The organism is Sphingomonas populi (assembly GCF_004208535.1).
GTDB classification, from domain to species: domain Bacteria; phylum Pseudomonadota; class Alphaproteobacteria; order Sphingomonadales; family Sphingomonadaceae; genus Sphingomonas; species Sphingomonas populi.
Map to the genome: position 1 here is coordinate 1 of NZ_SGIS01000032.1, position 19993 is coordinate 19993.

The window sequence follows — 19993 nt, forward strand, 5'->3', positions numbered from 1 at the left end:
TCCTGGCGCGCTGGATATGCTTGAGCGAACCGTTTCGATCGGCGACCACCGACGCCAACCGCGCCGCATCTTCAGAGTTTACGATCACACATACGATCTGGGACATCCCGCCAGACTCGCACGAAACCAACCGATTGTGAATCACCCGATTGGGTCAGCGCACTAGGTGTTGATCCCGGGTTTTGATGGTGCATCATCCACGAACGAGTGGAAGGAAGCGCTATGGGCCAGATTCTACACGGGAGCGCCACGACGACAGAGGTCGTCCGTGGGCGATACAGCATAGTAAAGAGAGCCTGAAAACGCTGGCGAAGCGCTGACGAAGCGCCGCCTCCCAGCGCCCACAAGATTTTCCATGGCCGATGGAGCCGGCACGAGACACTCAACTGGATCGAGAACATAAAGAGTAGTGTTAACTGGACTCGACACCGCTGCGTCTATGTACGTCAATCTCGTCAATAGGAAGTGTGCACCCTCTCATTGATAAGTCCGACACCGTATGTTGATGACTGTGGGGCTGAGTGTGGGGCTGCAATCAAAAAAATTTATTTTTATAGATTTAACAGATATATATTTTGGAATTACGAATCCCTCCCGCTCCGCCAAAACTCATTGAAATCATTGGATAATTTTCGGGATACCGGCTCACGCCCGGGTCCGCGCCGGATCGATGCGGACCGCTGCGGCCAACGGTTGGGCAATTGAGGCAGCAGGCGTTACACTGCGATCGATTCTGCCGGACGGCAGCGCGATCCGCTCGATAACGGGGCAGCAACAGGCCCATCGGGCTACGCCGGACTTGCGGATCGGGTCCACGGGGGCCGTTTCAAACCCGACCTGCCCCCCAACCCTATATGCGGCATGATCGATCGCGTCAGAGGGCAAAAGCATGCCTCCTGCATCCCTGCCGGCATGCAGGAGGACTTGCGGGATGCGGCAAGTCGGCTGGCCTATGGCTTGCCAACGATCCGCCAGCCGGTGGCGCCCAATACCAGAATTTTCAGGTCAAACCTCCGAAGCTATGCCGATGAACCGGAATGCATCCAGCCGTGGGCGAAGGCCATCACGGATGGCGTTCGCCGATCCACCGCGCCGCGGCTTCCGCCGTATCCTCGGGACGGGTGTTGAATACGATCGCCGCCTTCGGTGCGCCTTGGTGGACCGCGTTCACCACTCTCTCGAAAAACGGCAGCCCTTTGGGCGGGAGGCGCAAGCCGCCACCGATCACGACGCAGTCATAGTCCGCGTTCGCAAGCTGCGCGGCCAGTACGGCGATGCCACTTTCATCGGGAGCGATCATGCAGAGATCGCCGTCCCAACCGCGCTCGGTCAGCATGGTCTTGGCGATGTCGATGCCCGCCTGGATTTTGTCAGCATTGAACCCCGGTGGCAAAGCGGGATCGGAAAAGTCGACGGTGTCCGGCTTCTGCCCGACAAACAATACGCGTGTCATGATCAAGCTCCTTTTCGTGCATTGAAGGGGACGTCGTCGTCGACCGGGGACTCAAGCCGCTGGCGCAAGAAATCACCGATGGCGTCCAGGGACCGCTTGGCCGCGAGAAACTGGCCAAGTGATGATTGGAAGACATGCGGCATGCCCTCCCAGATCGATAATGTGATCTCAACCCCGGCCGCCCGCGCCAGCTCGGTGTAGCGGATGGAGTCGGCGAGCAGCACTTCGTCGTCGCCGACATCGATGCGGATCGGCGGCAGGCCGCCGAGTGGCGCATAGAGCGGCGACGCCTTGGGGTTCGTGGCATCCTGGCCCTGAAGATACAGGTTGGCGAAACCCTGGAGCACGCCGCGCGTGAAGATCGGGTCGGCCTCGCTGCGCGTTTCGAAGCTTTCGCCGACGAGCGCCAGGTCGGTCCACGGCGACATCACCGCCGCGCCGGCCGGCTGAACCAAGCCATCGCGCTTATCAGCGGCGAGGATCGAGAGCAGCGCCAGCGTCAGACCGCCGCCTGCCGAATCGCCCGCAACCACGATCCGCTCGGCACCGTCCGCGATGAGGCCGCGATAGGCGGCGACCGCATCATCGATCGCGGCCGGGAACGGGTGCTCCGGCGCAAGCCGGTACTCCGGGACGAAGGTATCGGCGCCGACGCGCGCCGCGATCTGGCCCGCAAAGCTGGTAAGTGCCTGGGCCGAGCCGAGCACATACCCGCCACCGTGAAGATAGAGGATGCGCGCGCCCGGTCGTGCATCCGCCGGCCGGAGCCAGAAGCCTGCAATGCCTCCGATCGTCGCGGCCTCTACCCGGACATCTGCCGCAGCGGGTGTGCCGGCAAACATGGCATCGAACATCGGCCGCGCCTCTGGCCCGAGTTTCTCGCCCTTGTGGGCCGACGCGGCTTGTCGCATCGCGGCCGCAGCCGGAGCGTCTTCAGCCAAGAGAGGTTGGATCGTGATCATGGCAGGTCTCGCTGGTTGGAGGCGAAGTGCGGGCTCAGCCCTTCGCCCACTGAGTCGCGGCATCCCTGGCGAAAGCGGCATAGGAGCGTGGCGCGCGACCGAGAAGTTTGGTCAGGCGGGCGATGTCGTCAGCGGTCGCGACCGCGCCATCCGTCTGATAGCGGGCGAACATCAGGCGCAGGTCGAGCGCATGCCAAGCCGGCAGCATGGTCTTCATGCGCTGCTCCATCACGACGAGATCGTCCCCGCCGTAGCGGATTTCGCGACTGAGCGCTTCGCTCCAGAGAGTGGCGATGTCGTCGCCGGTCAGGCTGTCCGGCCCAACCAGGGCGTAGGTCTCGCGGCCGAGCGGCGCGGCAGCCTGATCACGGCGGAGCAGCTCGATCGCGGCGGCCTCGCCGATGTCGCGGATATCGACCATCGAGACACCTTTCCCGCCAATCGGCGAGGCATAGAGACCGGCTTTCTGAAGCACGTCCTTCTGACGAAGATCGTTCTGGATGAAGTACGCGGGGCGCAGAACCGTTGCAGGCAAGTCGAGTGCCTCGATCATGCGCTCGACAGTGTACTTGCCGGCAAAATGCGGCACGTCGGCATAGGCTTCGCCGCCGAACACCGAGAGATAGACGATGCCTTTGACGCCGGCCTCGCGCGCGACCGTCAAGGTCAGCATGGCCTGCGTCAGTTCATCGGCGACATTCGGGGCGAGCAGGAACAGCGTGCTGACACCTTGCAGGGCCGCGCGCACCGAGTCCGGGTCGGCGAGGTCGCCGCGGACCGCCGTCACCCCGGCGGGAAGCTGCGCCGTTTCGGGTGAACGCGTCAAAGCGCGGACGTCGGCACCGCGACCTTGAAGATGCGCCAGAACCTGCGCGCCGATGGTGCCCGTGCTGCCTGTAACGAGAATGGTCATGTCGAAATCTCCTCATGTTTGGTGTGAACCGCAGGTCTTGAGGAACAAGATAGCCGTCTCAGCATCGTTGAGGAGATCCCAATATCGAGATTGCTCGTTTCAAATACGGAACACAAGGATGGATCGTCAGGCTTTGTCGGATTTCGACCGTGTCGCGGCGCGTGGCGGGTTGCCGAACTCGAGCAAAGCCTCGGCGTGCGTTTGGTCGAGCGCGGGTGCCAAAGCTTGCGACTGACGGATGAAGGGCACTCGCTTCAGAGCGGACGCACGGGCTGCTCAGCGACATCGCGGAAGCCCGTGAAGCGGTCGTTCCGGCCGCATCCACGCCGAAAGGCAGGCTGCGGATCAGTGCGGAGGACGGACGGGACAAGAACGCCCCAAAGACGCCCAGGTCATTCCGCATCTGCTGCCGATCGGTGCGGCGCACCGCTATGTCGACCCGCTGACCGCCGGGATCAAAAACCCAAGTTTATCGGTAAAAGCCGTGGCATAAGCAGGTCATGCCAACCCGGAGAGGAAGCTGGCGCGCATCCGTTCCAGCTTTGCGGGGTGCCCGGTCATGATCTCGAAGGCAATCGCCGCTTGCGCGATCACCATGCCGCTGCCGTCAAGCACGCGACAGCCCCGTGCGCGCGCCTGCCTCAGCAATTCGGTCTCGAGAGGGAAGTAGACGATATCGGCGACCCACTGTCGCGCGTCGAGCAACGCGGTGTCGATCGGCGCACCGGGGTGCGCGGCCATGCCGAGCGGCGTCGCATTGACGATGCCGTCCGCCTTGGTGATCGGTAAATCGAGCATCGAATAGGGGCTCGCACGCCTGTCACCAAACACGGCAGCCAGCCGATCACACAGCGCTGACGCCCGTGTCGGATCGATGTCGGCGAGCGCCAAATTGGCCACACCCGAGTTGAGCAACGCTATCGCGACCGCCGCCCCTGCACCGCCCGCACCAAGTTGTAGTACGTGGCCGACAGCAACGTCGGGCAATCCGCTGGCGAGATTTTGGGCAAAGCCGGCCATATCGGTATTGTGGCCGATCAGTTTGCCGTCGCGGATCGCGATCGTGTTGACCGCGCCGACCCGTTCCGCGCTCTCGGCCAGCCCGTCGAGGAGCGGGATCACCGCCTGCTTGAACGGGAAGGTGACGTTGACGCCAGCGTATCCCTGCGCCGGCAACGCCCGGATCGTCGCGCCGAGATCGTCATCGGCCAGCCCGCGCTGGGTGAAGTCGATCAGGTCGTAGGTGAGATCGAGGCCCTGCGCCGCCCCCTCCTGCTCGTGCAGCCACGGCGACTTGGATGCCATGATGCTGCGGCCGACGAGTCCAGTTCTGATCATGTCCGTATCGTATCCAAGAGGGTCGCACGGCCCGATCCGGGCCGTGCGGGAGATGGTCAGAAGGTGAGCTTCACGCCGGCGTAAAAACTCCGGCCAAGCGGATCATACAGCGCCACATCGGTGCCGTTCTGCGAACTTGCCACGAACGGCAACCCCTTGTCGGTCAGGTTGTTGACGCCGAAGCGGAACTCATAGGCCTTGCTCACGCGGAAGCTGGTGAACAGATCGAACGTCGAATAATCCGCAACGCCGACCTGCGTGTTGCTCGGCGTCAGCACGCTGCTCACGTCGTCCATCGATCCTTGATACTTCCAGCGCAACCCGACGCTCACCGCTTCCGAGCGGTAGCCGAGCGTGGTCAGCCCTTTCCAGCGCGGCGTCGCGCGCGGCGGCACCGATCCGGTTCCCGCGCCACCGTTACTGATGTCGGTATAATTGAGGAAGGGCGCGCCCGGCAGCAACTGGACCTTGTAACTGCTCAGCCAGTTCACCCCCGCGTCGAGATAGACCTTGCCGGAGCTGGCGATGAAGGTGGCGGGCAGGCCGAGATGGAGTTGTGCCTCGATGCCAGCGGTCTTCAGCCCGCCGAGGTTGAGATAGGGCGTGCTGACCGACACGAGCTGGCCGGTATTGTCGCGCTGGACAAGCTGGCAATACGGGTTCGCCGCGCTGTACGTGCTGTTCGAGCCATCGAGGTTGAAGCATTTCGACAGCACGGTCAGACCCGGAATCGTCGAGATCACGTTGTCGATCTTGATGCTGTAATAATCGACCGACAGCGAGAAATCCTGGAGGAACCCGCCCTTGACCGGCGAACTCAGCACGATGCCCACGTTGAACGTATCGGCCTTTTCGGGCGTGAGCGCGGTGTTGCCCTGCACGATTTGCCCCGTCGCGGTGGTCGGGAAATTGTAAGTCGAGATCGCCGCCTGCGGAATTCCCTGCGCCACGCACAACGCCGCGACTTGCGCCCCGTTCGCGCCGGTTCGCGCCGACGAGCGCACGTCGCACGGATCGCCGAGCGAGCCGGGCGGCGTGCCGATCACGAGCTGCGTACCGGAGGATGGCGTGAACAATTCACCGATGTTGGGCGCACGCACCGCGCGCTGATAGCCGCCGCGGATCAGCAGTGCCGAGATCGGGCGCCAGCGGATATCGCCCTCATAGCTCGTCACCGATCCGCTGGTCGTGTAATCCGACACGCGCACCGCGCCGCCGATGCCGAGTTCCTGAAAGAACGGCCGGTCGGCAAGCAGCGGAATGTCGATCTGCGCCGCCGCTTCCTTCACCGCGATCGCGCCCGAGGCGGGGGCGCTGGCGATCACCGCCTCGATGTTCTGCGCCTGCACATCGCTGTCGGGCACGAAGCTGTAGGTGTTGCGCCGGTAATCGGCGACGATCGCGATCTGGGCCGGGCCGGCGCCGAGATCGAACAAGCGGCCGTTGATCTGCCCCTGCACCTGCGTCTGCGTGAGCTTCTCCTGCGCGATCGCATTCTTGGTGACATAGGCGACGCACGCCGGCGACATCGACCGCACGTTGGTCTCGCCGAACGGATTGTACCCGCCCGCGCACAGCGACGCACCGCCGTCAGCGGCGTTGAGCAGGGTCTGCACCTTGCTCTTGACCACGCCGTTGTGCATCGTCTGAAGGTGCTTCGACTGATCGTAGCCGACGAACGCGTCGAACGACCAGCCCGGCGCGATGTCGCCCTTCAATCCGCCGATATATTGCTGGATCTGGTAATTCTCGTCCCAGCTCTTGTACGGCACGCCGACGTACCGGCCGTTGATGGTGAACGGCGCGGCGGCATTGGGCCGCGAGGCGAGGATCGTGCGCAAATCGGCGGGGATGAACGGGTTGCTGACCGGCACGGTCAGCGGCACGCCGAACTGGGTGAGGCTGTTGCCGCTCGCCGTGTTGACGCTCAGATCGACGTACATGAACTGGCCGTAGGCGGTGATCCCCGGCGCGAGGGTGTAATCAGCCTTGACGAACGCGGTCTTGCGATCGAGCCCGTTGTAAAAATCGATCTGCTGGCCGACCGGCATACGCACGTTGCCGCCAACGATCGCATAGCCGTTGCTGGTCGGCCCCCGATAATTGAGCGCGCCGGTCTGCGTGAACAGCGAACCATTGTCATTGAAGCCGAGATTGAGCAGCGGGTTGACCGTGCTGGTCACCCCGTATTTCGCGAACACCGCCTGTTCGGCCGCCGCGCTCGGCGCATTGGTCGCGCTCGGAACATACGTGCCCGTGCCGATGAACGAGGATGGCGTCTTGTCGTTGAAGAACGACCGTGCCGCACCGTTGACCGGGTTCTGCTTGGAATAGGAGAAAGCGGCGAGGATATGCCCGCGATCGTCGGCGAAGGTGTTGCCGAACGCGAGCGAGCCGTTGAAGCGATAGCCGTCACCGCGCTCGCTGATCGTGTTCATCAGATCGACCTTGAACCCGTCGAGCTTGCGCGGCGTCTTGAAGTTGACCACGCCGGACATCGCGTCCGATCCGTAGACCGCCGATGCGCCGCCGGTGATCACATCGACACCGCTGATGATCGCCTCGGGCAGGATGTTGATATCGACATTGCCGTTGATGTCCGAAACCGGCAGCCGCCGCCCGTCGAGCAGCACGAGGTTGCGGTTGGTGCCGAGGCCGTGAAGGTTGATCGAGGCGCGCCCGCCGGTTCCCTGTCCGCCGGTGCCGCTGTTGCCGCCGGTGGTGAAGCTCGGCACCTGGTTGAGCGCATCCTGCAGATTGGCGGTGCCGCTCTCCTTGATCGCGGTATCGCTGACCGACACGATCGGGCTGACCGAGGTGTTGTTGGGCCGCTGGATCAGCGAGCCGGTCACGATGATGTCCTTGATCTGCTCGGCGCTCGGCTGATCGTCCGGGCGGGGCGCGGTCTGGCCGGCGGCGGCTTGATCCTGAGCCAGCGCCGGCGTGATGCCGATCGCGGTGGCGAGCGCGAAAAGTGACGCGGAAATAGCGAGACCGCTGGCGACGTGCCGCATGCCAATCCTCCCCTTTGGCCGACGTCCTGATGCGTCGGCTTCTGGGAGCGGAATATGGTACGAACTAGTACCTGTCAATAATCGATCGGACCGGATATCCGCATTCACTCTTTCTGCGTGACCCAGGCGAGGATGATGTCGGCGACCTGCTTCGCGCGCCGTTCGACCGAGTCGGGGCTCGACATGTCGATCCCGAAATTGTGCGAGAAAGTGAACTGATTGGAGACGTTGTAGAACGCCAGCGCGGTCAGGTTCATGTGCAGTTCGATCGGGTCGATGCCCGACCGGAAACTACCCTCGGCCTCGCCGCGCGCGATGATCCGCGACAGGATGTCGATGACGGTGTGGTTGTTCTCGCGCACGCTCTCGATCTGCTTGAGGTGTTCGGCGCGGTGGATGTTCTCGTTCATCACCAGCCGCACCAGCTCGGGATGTGCCGAGTGATAGCGCACGTCATGCTCGATCAGGCCACGCAACGCGTCGACTGCGGTGCCGGCCTCGATATCGACCTCACTTTCGCTGGCGCGCACGCGGCGATAGGCGCGCTCCAGCACCTCCCGGTACAGCTCGTCCTTGCCGCCGAAATAATAATAGATCTTCCGCTTGGTCGATTTGCCGGCGATCTCGTCGATCCGCGCACCGGCCAGGCCCTTTTCGACGAATTCGGCCGTGGCGATATCGACGAGTTCGCTGATCGCCTCCTCGCGCGCCTCGGCACGGGAACGCCGGCTGCTTTTCGCATCATCCGCCACTCTGATCTCCTGAACTCGCTGAAACGCTGTGCCGGACGAGAGATAGGCATGGACGCACGGGTGCATCAACCGCGCAAACGACAAAGCCATGCGATCCTGGCTACAAAAGGGACGAACTCGTTCCTAACATTTCGTCTTTTGCGAATCCGGCTGACGTGTTAGCCTTCGGCACAATCGTCGTCGGCGCGACCGGCGGCTACAGTGGAGGAGAGTCCCTTGGCACGCATGCTCGGTTCCTGTTTGATGATCCTGTCGCTGGTCGGTTCGGCCGCATCGGCCGCGTCCACCCCGGGCAGGCGCATATTCCCCGTGGCCGAAAAGCCAGTGCTCGAGGATCGCTTTCCAGCCGAGCCAGTGACCTTCCCTGGCGGTGTGAAGGCGTGGCGCGATGTCGTGTACCAGACGCTGCCCGGCTATCGCCCACAGATCATCGACATCTACGTGCCGCCGACGCCGGGGCCGCACCCGCTGGTGCTCTACATCCACGGCGGCGGCTGGATGGCTGGACATACCCGCCATTCGGGCGCGCTCGCCGATTTCCCCAAGGTACTCGCATCGCTCGCCGCCGAGGGGTTCACCGTCGCCAGCCTCGAATACCGGCTTTCGGCCGAAGCGCGCTTCCCCGCGCAATTGCAGGATTCAAACGCCGCGATCCGCTTCCTGCGCGCGCATGCGTCCGAATACCGCATCGACCCCAAGCGCGTCGGCGTATGGGGCGGCTCGGCGGGCGGGCATCTCAGCGCGCTCACCGCCGTCACCTGCCGCAACACCAAGCTCGATCCCGCCGCAGCGCAGGATGGCTGCATACAGGCGGCGGTGACATGGTACGGCGTGTACGACTTCAGCGCGATGAACGCGACGCCGGACGGCAATTCGGCGGGGTCGAGGTTGCTCGGCTGTGATGGCCCCTGCCCCGCCGACAAGATCGCCGCAGTCAGCCCGGTCACCTACATCGACAAGAGTGACCCGCCGTTCCTGCTGATCCACGGCACCGCCGACAAGACCGTGCCGGTCGCGCAATCGCATATCGGCGAAGCGGCGTTGCGCAAGGCCGGCGTGCCGGTCGAATCGATCTACATCGACGGCGTCGATCACAGCTTCATCGGCGCGACCCCGGAGGCGACCCGTTCCGCGACGCTGCGCGCCACCAACGCGACGTTCGACTTCTTCCACGACACGCTCGGCGTGCCGCGCAAATGAGGCGGCTGGCACCCATCGCACTCGCGCTTTCGCTCGCGACACCTGCCGCCGCCGCGCCGGTCGCGGTGACGGGTGGGCAGATCGACGGCACCGTCCTGCCCTCGGGCGTCGCAGCGTGGCTCGGCGTGCCGTTCGCCGCCGCGCCGGTGCGCGACCTGCGCTGGAAGCCGCCGCAGCCGGTCACGCCCTGGGCCGGCGTTTACCACGCCGATCGCTTCGCGCCGGAATGCCTCCAGCCGCTGCGCGGCCCTGCGCAGAACCATTATTTCGGCAACGAGGCGACGAGCGAGGATTGCCTCTACCTTAACATCTGGGCGCCCAAGACCGCGCGCAAGGCGCCGGTCGTGGTGTGGATCTACGGCGGCGGCTTCAACATCGGCTCGGCCAGCATGGCGAACTATTCGGGCGAGCCGTTGGCGCAGGCCGGCGTGGTGCGAGTCAACATCGCCTACCGGGTCGGCCCGCTCGGCTTCTTCGCGCATCCCGAACTCAGCCGCGAAGGCGGCGGCGCGTCGGGCAATTACGGGCTGATGGACCAGATCGCCGCGCTGCGCTGGGTGCGCGACAATATCGCCAAATTCGGCGGCGATCCCGCCAACGTCACCATCGTCGGACAATCGGCGGGATCGATGTCGGTCGCGCTGCTCCAGATGAGTCCCGCCGCCAAGGGACTGTTCGCGCGCGCGGTGGGGATGAGCGGCAGTCCGTTCGGCGGCATGCTTGGCCCCGCACCACTCGCCACCGCCGAGGCGCAGGGGCTGGCGCTTCAAAAGGAAATCGGCGCGGCCTCGCTCGCCGAGATGCGCGGGATGCCCGCCGACAGGATCGTCTCGGCGGCCACGCACCGCGACGCGATCACGCTCGACGGCCGGATCGTCACCGGCACCGCCGAGGCGGTGTTCACAGGGCGCCGCCAGAACGACGTGCCGGTCCTGATCGGTTACACCCGCGACGAGAGTTTCCGTCCGTTCGGGCCGATCGCCGATCGCGCCGCGCTGGTCGCCGCAGTGACCGCGCGGTTCGGCGATCGCGCCGATGCGATCCTCAAAGTGTACACTTCCGGCGATCCGGCGCGCGACGCGGCCGATATCGCGCGCGATTCGACCGTCGGGCTGCAAATGACATCATGGGCACGCCACCAGCAGCGCTATGGCACCAAGCCCGCCTATGGCTATGTCTTCACGCGCCGTCAGCCCTATGCACCGGGCGTCACCTTCAGCGATCATGATCCGGCGACGGTCGGCGCCTATCATAGCGGCGACGTGCCCTATTGGCTGCGCACCCGCCCCGCCTTCGACCTGTTCCGCCGGACGCGGGTGTGGGAGCCGGGCGACGTCGCGCTGGAAGCGGAGATGTCCGACGCGCTGCTATCGTTCGCACGCGGGCAAGCGCCGACCAGCCCGAGGGTCGGCGCATGGCCGGCGTTCGATCCCGCCGCGCCGAAGCTGGTCTGGCTCGCGCCCGAGAGCAAGACGATCGCCTGGCCGCATTACGCCGACCTCGATCTGCTCACCAAGGCCGCGCCCGCCCCGCCGCCCGCACGCGCGAGGCCACGCGATTGAGGATCGCGCTGTTCTCGTTGCTTCTGCTCTTGGCGGGCACGGCGCACGCGCAGGCGGCGTGCCCGGCCGATAGCGAGCTCGACTATGTCTGCGGCCCGCAAAAGCCCGAGGATGTGCTCGCCATCCCCGGCACGCGCTGGCTGATCGCGAGCGGGTTCTCGGATGGCGCGGGCCTCAAACTGGTCGATGTCCGCGCGCGCGCCTTCACGACATGGTTCGCACAGGCCCCGGAGCAGATCGCGTTCGATCGCCGCGCTTTCGCGCATTGCCCCGGCCCGGTCGATACGACGCTGTTCAACGCGCGCGGGCTTTCGCTCCGTCGGACAGGCAAGGATCGCTGGCGGCTGCTCGTCGTCAACCACGGCGGCCGCCAGTCGATCGAAGCGTTCGATGTCGATACGCGCGCCGACACCCCCCGCCTCACCTGGCGCGGCTGCCTGCCGATGCCCGAGGGGCAGGTCGGCAACGCGGTCGCGAGTTTCGCGGACGGCACGATCCTCGTCACTGTCCTCACCCGCCCCGGCACCACCATCGCCGATTTCGTCGCGGGCAAGATCACCGGCGCGGTGTGGCAATGGCGTCCGGGCGATACCGCCTTCACCCTCCTCCCCGGCACCGAACTGCCCGGCAACAACGGCCTCGAAGTCGATCCCGACGAGCGCCATTTCTACGTGATCGCGTTCGGCTGGCACGCCGTTCTCGTCTACGATCGCAGCGATACCAGCCAACCGGTCGAGCGCATCGACGCGCCCGATTTCATGCCCGACAACATCCACTGGAGCGATGGCCATCTGCTGCTCGCCGGGATGCGGCTCGACGAGCCGGCGTGCGGCGGCCTGCGTACGATCGTCGCTGGCGTCGCCGATCCGATGCTGTGCCATCGCGGCTGGGTGGTAGGTGAACTCGACCGCGCGCACCACCGCATATCGACCTTTGCTTATGGCCGCCCGCAACCCGGTTTCAACGGCCTGTCCGCCGCCGCCATCGCCGATGGCGCGTTGTGGCTCGGCTCGTTCCAGGCGAGCAGCCTCGCCATCGTCCGCGACTGGCACGCAGATATCATCAGGAAGCCCGCGCCATGACCAACGCCATCGCCACCGTCTCGATCAGCGGTACGCTCGAAGACAAATTGCGCGCCGCCGCCGAGGCCGGCTTCACGGCGGTCGAAATCTTCGACACCGATTTCCTCGCATCGCCGCTGTCGCCGCAGGAGGTCCGCGCATTGCTCGACGAGCTCGGCCTGCGCTGCGTGCTGTATCAACCGTTCCGCGATCTCGAAGGCATGCCCGAGCCGCTGCGCACCCGCGCGTTCGAACGGATCGCGCAGAAGTTCGAGATCATGCAGGTGCTCGGCTGCGACCGTATCCTGTTGTGTTCGAACTGCTCGCCGCAATCCTCGGGCGACCGCGCGCGTGCCATCGCCGATCTGCGCGAGCTTGGCGACCTCGCCGAGCGCTACGGCGTGACGGTCGGCTATGAGGCGCTGGCATGGGGCGTACATGTCAACGATCACCGCGTCGCGTGGGAGATCGTCGAAGCTGTCGACCATCCGCGCATCGGCATCCTGCTCGACAGTTTCCACTCGCTCGCGCGCGGCATCCCCAGCCAGTCGATCCGAGACATCGCGCCCGAGAAGCTGGTGTTTGTCCAGCTCGCCGATGCGCCGCTGCTCGACATGGACTATCTGTACTGGAGCCGCCATTTCCGCTGCCTGCCCGGCCAGGGCGGTTTCGACCTGACCGAGTATGTCGCCGAAATTCTCAAGCTCGGCTATACCGGCCCGCTCAGCCTCGAAATCTTCAACGATCGCTTCCGCGCCAATTCCGCAACGATGGTCGCGCGCGACGGGCTACGCTCGCTCGACGCGTTGCGCGATGCCGCGCGCCGCGCGATCGGCGAGACCCCCGCCATGCCGGCACGCGCGCATATCGAGCGCGTCGAGTTCATCGAATTCGCCGTGATCGAGAGCGACCGTGGCGCGATCGAGACTCTGCTGCGCTCGGCCGGGTGCGTGCCGGCGGGCCGGCACCGCGCCAAGGCGGTCGAGCTCTGGCGCAACGGCGGCGCCAATTTCGTGCTCAATTACGCACCGGAAGGTTTCGCCAGCGCCTATCGCGCGACCCACGGCACCGCGATCTGCGCGATCGGGCTGGTGGTCGCGGACGGCGCCGCGACGATGGCGCGGGCGCGCGCGCTCGGCATCCCCGAACATGCCAGCGACATCCGCACCATGCCCGCACTGCGCGGCGTCGCCGGCAGCCTCGTCTACGTGCTCGATGTCGAGGCGGCGCGGACGATCTGGGCGGACGAGTTCATCGCCGACGGCGGCCCAGCCGGCCCGGACATCGGCGTCAGCGGTTTCGATCATCTCGCCGCGACCGTGCCCAACGACGAATTCCTGTCGTGGCAGCTATACTGGCGCAGTCTGTTCGACGTGCAGGTGCAGACGCCGCAGGACGTGATCGACCCCAATGGCCTCGTCCAGAGCCAGGCGATCCAGAATGCGACCGGCAGCTTCCGCATCACGCTCAACAGCACCGATGCGCGCGATGCCTTGTCGGCGCGCTTCCTCCACCAGTCGTTCGGTGCCGGTTTCCAGCATGTCGCGCTGCGCGTCCGTGATCTTGAGGCGGCGGCGGTCGCGATGGCGCAGCTCGGCCAATCGCGGTTGCCGGTGCCGCACAATTATCAGGACGATGCCGCCAAACGCTTCGCGCTGAGCGACGCCGAGGCCGAAGCGATGCGCGCCAACGACCTGTTGATCGACGAGGATGCCGCCGGACACCGCTACCGCCAGCTCTATACCCGCGCGTTCGCCAAGACCTTCTTCTTCGAATTCGTCGAGCGCGGCGCCGGCTACGAAGGCTATGGCGCACCCAACGCCGCGATCCGGCTGGCGGCGCAGAACAAGTTCCGCGATCCGGTGATCGCGGACTGATCCACCAACCTCCGTTCGTCCCGAGCGAAGTCGAGGGACATGTCGCAAGCGCGGCGCTCAGTGTCTCGACTCCGCTCGACACGAACGGTTTGGGGGCGGTCAGGTGGAAAGCCCGACCGACCGCCTTACTCCAACACGATCCGTTTCACGTCGCCGAGCACGAAGATGTACGACAGCGCGCCCAGCAGCGCGATCACGCCGATGAAGGCGAGCGCGTAGAAGAAGCTCCCCGTCGCGGCGACGATCGCGCCGATCACGAGCGGGGTGACGATGCCGGCGAGGTTGGCGGCGAGATTGAAGATGCCCCCGGTCACGCCGAGCATCCCCTCGGGCGCGATGTCCGACACCAATGTCCAGCCCAGCGCCGCCATGCCCTGCGCGAAGAAGGCGAGGCTCAGGATCGCGATGACGATGCGATTGTCGTCGACGAAATTGGCCGAGACGATCGTCGCCGCCAGCAACAGCCCGAGGATGATCGGCAGCTTGCGCGCGATATTGGGCGATTTGCCCTGCCGCAACATCCGGTCCGACCACCAACCGCCGAACAGCACGCCGACCGATGCCGCCAAAAACGGCATCACCGCGAAGAAACCGAGCTTGAGCCAGTCCATGTGCCGCTCGGTGGCGAGATAGGTCGGGAACCACGTCAGGAAGAACACCAACGTCGAATTGCCCGCGAACTGGCCGAGGCAGATCCCCCACATCTGGCGCTTGCGCAGCAGCCGCCCCGCGTTGCGCCAGTCGAACGGCTGGCGCTGCGGCTTCGCGGCGAGGCCGCCGCCTGCGACGATCTCGGCGAGTTCGGCGGCATTGGCGCGGCTATCGGCCGGCTCGCGATATTTCCACCACCAGATCGCCGCGAACACCAGACCGATCGCGCCCGCACCGACGAACAAGGATCGCCAGCCGAGCACCGCCATCATCGCGAACAGCAGCGGGCTGAGGAAGGCGAGGCCGATATATTCACCGACCGTATAGACGCCGGTCGCGAATGCGCGCTCCTGGCGCGGGAACCACGTCGCGACGACCCGGCTGTTGGCCGGAAAGCACGGACTCTCGGCGATACCCAGCAAAAAGCGGAAGCCGAGCAACATGCCGATCCCGCCGACCAGCGACTGGCAGAGCGTGAAGAACGACCAGAAACCGACCGACAAACAATAAGTGAGCCGCGTGCCGAAGCGATCGAGGAACGCGCCGCCCGGAATCTGTGCGGCTGCATAGGTCCAGCTAAACGCCGAGAACACCAAACCCATCATCGCCGGATTGATGCCGAGATCATGCGTCAGCGCCGGCGCGGCGATGCCGAGGATGGTGCGGTCAAGATAGTTGATGAGCGTGCCGGTCGCGATCAGCGCGAGCATGACGAAGCGGACGCGCGTGGGGCGCTCCTGCGCCGAAACGGACACCGCCGCTGAAGCTGCGGTCTGGCTGGTATTCAGCACCGGATCACTCTCCCCGCCCATCTTTGTGGCTTATCGTTGTAGGAACTAGTTCGTAACGTAAATATGTGCAAGCGCGAGTTTACCGCACGCGTGTTTCACATTCGACACGTCCGACATGCCGCGCGATTGTACAACAGCCGCAATGACGATATCGATATGCATCATAACATAATTCAGGAGAGGCGCCCGTGCCCACCGATCCCCGCAACCTGATCGATCGCTCGCCGATGTCACGCTTCCAATGGGGCATCGTCGCCATCATGGTCGGCCTCAACGCGCTCGACGGGTTCGATGTGCTGTCGATCAGCTTCGCGTCGCCTGGCATCGCGCACGATTGGGGGATCGATCGCGGTGCGCTCGGCATCGTGCTGTCGATGGAATTGATCGGCATGGCACTTGGCTCGATTCTGTTGGGCGGCGTGGCCGATCGGCTGGGGCGGCGGCGCACGATCCTCGGCTGTCTGCCGGTGATGGCGGTCGGCATGCTCGGCGCGTCGAGCGCGCATGGTGTGCTGGCGCTGTGCCTCTGGCGCGTGCTGACGGGCGTCGGCATCGGCGGGATGCTTGCCGTCACCAACGCCGCCGTGTCGGAAGCCGCCAATGCGGCACGCCGCAGCCTGTGCGTGGTGCTGATGGCGGCAGGCTATCCGCTCGGCGCGGTGATCGGCGGCTCGATTTCGGCGGCGCTGCTGCACCATGCCGACTGGCCGATCGTCTTCCAGTTCGGTGCGATCGTGACCTTGGGCTTCATGCCGCTGATATGGTGGTGCGCGCCCGAATCGATCGCGTTCGAGATGCAACGCCGCAGCCCCCGTGCGCTCGCCAACATCAACGCGTCGCTTGCGCGGATGGGGCATCCACCCATCGCTGCGCTGCCCCCGGTCGCGGACGTGCCGCGCAAGGCGCCGCTCGCGGCTTTGTTCTCGCCCGATCTGGCGCGACGGACGATCCTGATGACGATCGCCTATTTCGCGCAGTTGATGAGCTTCTATTTCATCCTGAAGTGGACGCCCAAGATCGTCGTCGACATGGGCTTCGCGCCCGCGTCAGCGGCGGGCGTGCTGGTGTGGACCAACATCGGCGGGACCATCGGTGCGGTGCTGTTCGGCCTGTTGACGATCCGTCTGCCGCTCCGGCCGATGACGATCGCCACGATGGCATTCTCGGCGGTGCTGATCGTCGCGTTCGGTCACGGTCAGGCGGGGCTCGGCACGATGGCGGCGATGGCGGCGGCGACCGGCTTCTTCACCAACGCCGGCATCGTCGGGCTTTACGCGTTGATCGCGCGCGACTTCCCCACGTCGGTGCGTGCCGCCGCGACCGGGTTCGCCATCGGTATCGGGCGCGGCGGCTCCGCGCTTGCGCCCGCGCTGGCGGGGTTCATGTTTGCGAGCGGCATCGGCCTGCAGGCGGTGGCGATCGTGATGGCCACGGGATCGCTGATCGCACTGCTCGCTCTCGCGGCATTGCCCGCCGACGCGTCACTCCGGCCCGGATTCGAAGCCTGAAGGGGCTAAGCGTCTATGGCTGCCTGTAGCGACGGACCGGGATGACCGCATCACCGGGGGAGCTAAGTCCCCAGGATCATCTGCTTAGCCCGCCCGGCATACTCCACCGCCACGCCCGAGCTTACCGACAACGCGGAGTCGCCCGGGCGCATCAAATGCGCGCGGATCGCCCGGCTCGTCTTCATGCCGGGATAATTGCCCCGCCGCGCGCCCAGCGTGAGCACGCCCGCCGCCTGCTTCCACGCCAGCGTCGTGCGCGCCGCCGCGCCTTGCTCGTAGCGATAGGTGAGTCCGTCATCCTCGTACAACGCGGCGCTACCGTCCCGACCGGGATATACCAGAAGATCGAGTTCCCCACCCAGCAGCCGCGCCGTCGATTGGCCGACCGGCCCCAGCGGCACGATGCTGCCCGCGCGTACATGAAGCGGAATGCGGTCCAGCGCCACCGGAACGGGGTGCGTCCGCCCGCCCTCGCGATGCTCGCCGGTCCAGAAATCGTACCAGCCGCCCTCTGAAACCGGCAAATATACGTCCCATGTCTTCACGCCTGCGGCCAGCACCGGCGCGACATGGATGGCGCTGCCGAACATGTACGCATGAACCTGATCCAGCGCGTTTGGATCGTTTGGAAAGTCGAACACCAGCGGCCGGATCAGCGGCATTCCGGCCTCCGAAGCCTCGGCTGCCAGAGCATAAGTGTAGGGCAGCAAGCGATAGCGCAGTTCGAGGTAGAAGCGGGCGACGCGCTCCACCGTATCGCCATATCGCCAGAACTCGGTATCGGTCATGTAGCCGTGGACGCGCGTCATCGGCAGGAATGTCGCAAACTGGAACCAGCGCAGGAACCGTTCCTGATAGGCAGGGTCTGTGTACTGCCCCTTGCCCGGTCGGAAAAAGCCGCCTGCGTCGACGGTCCACCAGGCTTGTCCCGCCGCCGCCATGTTGAGCCCGGCGGGGATCTGCCGCTTCAGCGTCTCCCAATCGTGGCCGATGTCACCCGACCATGTCGCCGCGCCATAACGCTGCTGTCCCGGTGCCGCCGACCGGGTGAGGATCATCACCCTTTTGTCTGGATAGGCGCGCCGCTGTTCCTCATACACCGTTCGGCTGACCTGCAGCGGATAGAGGTTGCGGCGCGTCTCGCCCGGCTGGGTCCGGCCCGGTGCCGCATAAATCGGCCGTCCGGCGAGATCGTCATTCTCGGGTTCGGTCGCGTCCTGCCACCAGGCGTCGATGCCGAGCGAGGCGAGCTTCTGGTTCTGCTGGCGGCCATAGAAATGTGCGGCGACGGGATTGAAGAAATCGATCCATTCGGTGCCCGGAATGTAGAATCCTTTGGCTGCGACGTCCTTGCCCAGCTCTGTTTCCTTGCCGACCTTGGACCAGACCGACAGCATCAGCCGCATGTCCATCGCATGCAGATCGCGAACCAGCCCTGCGGGGTCGGGATAATGGTCCTCGTCGAAACGCATGGCGTTCCAGCCATACTTCCCCCAATATTGCCAATCCTGAACCATCATGTCGCAGGGCAGCTTGCGCGCGCGGAATTCGCGTGCCGTCGCCAGTATCTCGTCCGACGAGTGAAACCGCTCCCGGCAATGAATATAGCCCAGCGCCCATAGCGGCATCATCGGCTGCGGCCCGAGCAACGCGTGATAGCCCGCCATGACCTCCGCCGCCGTCGGCCCGGCGATCACGACATAATCGATCCCCTCGGATACCGGCGACGACCAGGTCGTGCGATCGTCGACGGGGGCGACGTGGAGCACCGGCACATCCTCGTCGCTCGCCCGCACCAGCACTGTATGCTCCCCCTCAGCCAGTTCACCGATGAAGCTGGCGGTCGGCGGCAGCCAGACATTGGTGAGGTCCGTCAGGGGTTTGCCGTCGATCTCCACATAATGGCGCGAAGACATCTTGCGGCCGAGATCGAGCAGGAACGCATAGCGCCCACCCTGCGGGACCGTGAACGTGCCGGTGAACTCGGCATCGCGGCGCTGGACGCGGGCATTGCCGGTGGAGGTGGTGACATCCGCCATCCGCGCCGCGCCTGCGGCCGCCTGCCGGGTCAAGACGATCGGCCGATCCGGCCGGTTCAGTTCCGCCATGCCGGGATTATGCCACAGCAGACCATAGCCCTTGCTCGACAGCACGAACGGCTGGCTGATCTGCGTGTTCACCTGCGTCAGGCGGCGTGGCAGGCCCCGAATATCGAGATGGCCGTCCTGAAAGCAGCCGGTGCCGTAGAGGCGTTCGTCGGTCGGGCTGGCGAAGCCTTGCGACACGGCGAGGGTCGGCTCGTTCCCGATCGTCGATTGCGCGACGTGGCGCGATCCGGGCGTTTCACTGAGAAGCACATTGCCGGCGCCGTCATGGAAGGACAGGCATCCTGTCGCTTCATCCCACACGCATTGCGCGTGCGGCAGCGTCAGCCGCGTTCTGCCGCCCTCCCGCGTGCGCTTGGGGGTTGGCGGTTTCGCGATGGGCGCCAGCATTTCGCTTGGCGTGGCGGGGGGCGCTCCCAACGGCGCGACGCGGACACGGAACGCACGATCGCTCAGTGCCGTGACGGCAATCGACAGTTCGCCGGAGCGGATCACAAAATCCGGGGAGGCAATCCTCGTCGCGGCTTGCACCAGGCCGCTCGACACGATCGCCGCGCCCGCACCGCTTCCGAGCAGCGCCCGGCGGGTGATGGCCCAGCTACGCGGCGTTTTCTTCTCGTTCACGCAACCTCCCGATCGCCGCGTCCCCGCGCAGCGCGGCCCTAACGTGACCGCTTGTTTTCATTTATGCAACCACCGTTCTTCCTATGAAAGATATGATCCCTCACACATCCTGTTCGGGAAGGTGCCTGTCATGCGCCGATCGTCAGCGGGCCGGCCCGATCCTTCCAAAGTGTAAGCGAGGG

The 19993-nt window shown here is 65.2% G+C and carries 13 protein-coding genes; 5 read left to right on the top strand and 8 right to left on the bottom strand.

Annotation, left to right across the window (positions count from 1 at the left end):
- Window positions 1-1063: 1063 nt before the first annotated feature.
- From EWE75_RS17825 to EWE75_RS17855, 6 genes are all read right to left on the bottom strand, one after another.
- Window positions 1064-1459: a hypothetical protein gene (locus EWE75_RS17825; protein ID WP_206364802.1), complete on the bottom strand. Its 396-nt coding sequence runs from the start codon at window positions 1457-1459 to the stop codon at window positions 1064-1066.
- Complete coding sequence (locus tag EWE75_RS17830; RefSeq protein WP_130159463.1) at window positions 1456-2415, bottom strand: alpha/beta hydrolase; 960 nt, start codon at window positions 2413-2415, stop codon at window positions 1456-1458. The genes EWE75_RS17825 and EWE75_RS17830 overlap by 4 nt, the downstream gene beginning before the upstream one ends.
- A gap of 34 nt (window positions 2416-2449) precedes the next feature.
- Window positions 2450-3328: an NmrA/HSCARG family protein gene (locus tag EWE75_RS17835; RefSeq protein ID WP_130159464.1), complete on the bottom strand. Its 879-nt coding sequence runs from the start codon at window positions 3326-3328 to the stop codon at window positions 2450-2452.
- A 498-nt stretch (window positions 3329-3826) separates the two neighbouring features.
- Window positions 3827-4666, bottom strand: coding sequence for a shikimate dehydrogenase (locus EWE75_RS17845; RefSeq protein ID WP_130159465.1), 840 nt, complete (start codon window positions 4664-4666; stop codon window positions 3827-3829).
- A gap of 56 nt (window positions 4667-4722) precedes the next feature.
- A complete protein-coding gene (locus tag EWE75_RS17850; protein ID WP_130159466.1) occupies window positions 4723-7680 on the bottom strand; it encodes a TonB-dependent receptor domain-containing protein in 2958 nt (985 codons plus the stop codon).
- A 104-nt stretch (window positions 7681-7784) separates the two neighbouring features.
- Entirely contained in the window at window positions 7785-8432 is a 648-nt protein-coding gene (locus tag EWE75_RS17855) for a TetR/AcrR family transcriptional regulator (RefSeq protein ID WP_130159467.1), read from the bottom strand.
- 225 nt (window positions 8433-8657) lie between these two features.
- Here EWE75_RS17855 and EWE75_RS17860 point away from each other — a divergent pair, with 225 nt between their 5' ends.
- Genes EWE75_RS17860 through EWE75_RS17875 form a run of 4 tightly spaced genes read left to right on the top strand, consistent with a single transcriptional unit; the run spans window position 8658 to window position 14132 of the window.
- Window positions 8658-9632, top strand: a complete 975-nt coding sequence (locus EWE75_RS17860; protein WP_231708439.1) for an alpha/beta hydrolase — start codon at window positions 8658-8660, stop codon at window positions 9630-9632.
- The gene (locus tag EWE75_RS17865; protein WP_130159468.1) at window positions 9629-11194 is read left to right on the top strand and encodes a carboxylesterase/lipase family protein; all 1566 of its coding nucleotides are present in this window, start codon (window positions 9629-9631) and stop codon (window positions 11192-11194) included. Before EWE75_RS17860 ends, EWE75_RS17865 begins: the two co-directional genes overlap by 4 nt.
- A gap of 17 nt (window positions 11195-11211) precedes the next feature.
- Window positions 11212-12276, top strand: coding sequence for an SMP-30/gluconolactonase/LRE family protein (locus tag EWE75_RS17870; RefSeq protein ID WP_165388433.1), 1065 nt, complete (start codon window positions 11212-11214; stop codon window positions 12274-12276).
- On the top strand, window positions 12273-14132 hold the full coding sequence (locus EWE75_RS17875) for a bifunctional sugar phosphate isomerase/epimerase/4-hydroxyphenylpyruvate dioxygenase family protein (protein ID WP_130159470.1): 1860 nt from the start codon (window positions 12273-12275) through the stop codon (window positions 14130-14132). Before EWE75_RS17870 ends, EWE75_RS17875 begins: the two co-directional genes overlap by 4 nt.
- Window positions 14133-14257: 125 nt before the next feature.
- Here the strand turns inward: EWE75_RS17875 and EWE75_RS17880 are convergent, their stop codons facing one another.
- Window positions 14258-15574 carry an MFS transporter gene (locus EWE75_RS17880; protein ID WP_206364803.1) on the bottom strand — a complete coding sequence of 439 codons (1317 nt, stop codon included), beginning with the start codon at window positions 15572-15574 and terminating at the stop codon, window positions 14258-14260.
- A 227-nt stretch (window positions 15575-15801) separates the two neighbouring features.
- Between EWE75_RS17880 and EWE75_RS17885 the strand changes: the two genes are divergently transcribed.
- The gene (locus EWE75_RS17885; protein ID WP_130159503.1) at window positions 15802-17082 is read left to right on the top strand and encodes an MFS transporter; all 1281 of its coding nucleotides are present in this window, start codon (window positions 15802-15804) and stop codon (window positions 17080-17082) included.
- 62 nt (window positions 17083-17144) lie between these two features.
- On the opposite strand, the gene EWE75_RS17890 is transcribed toward EWE75_RS17885, so the two are convergent.
- Entirely contained in the window at window positions 17145-19811 is a 2667-nt protein-coding gene (locus EWE75_RS17890; RefSeq protein WP_206364804.1) for a glycoside hydrolase family 31 protein, read from the bottom strand.
- Window positions 19812-19993: the final 182 nt, after the last annotated feature.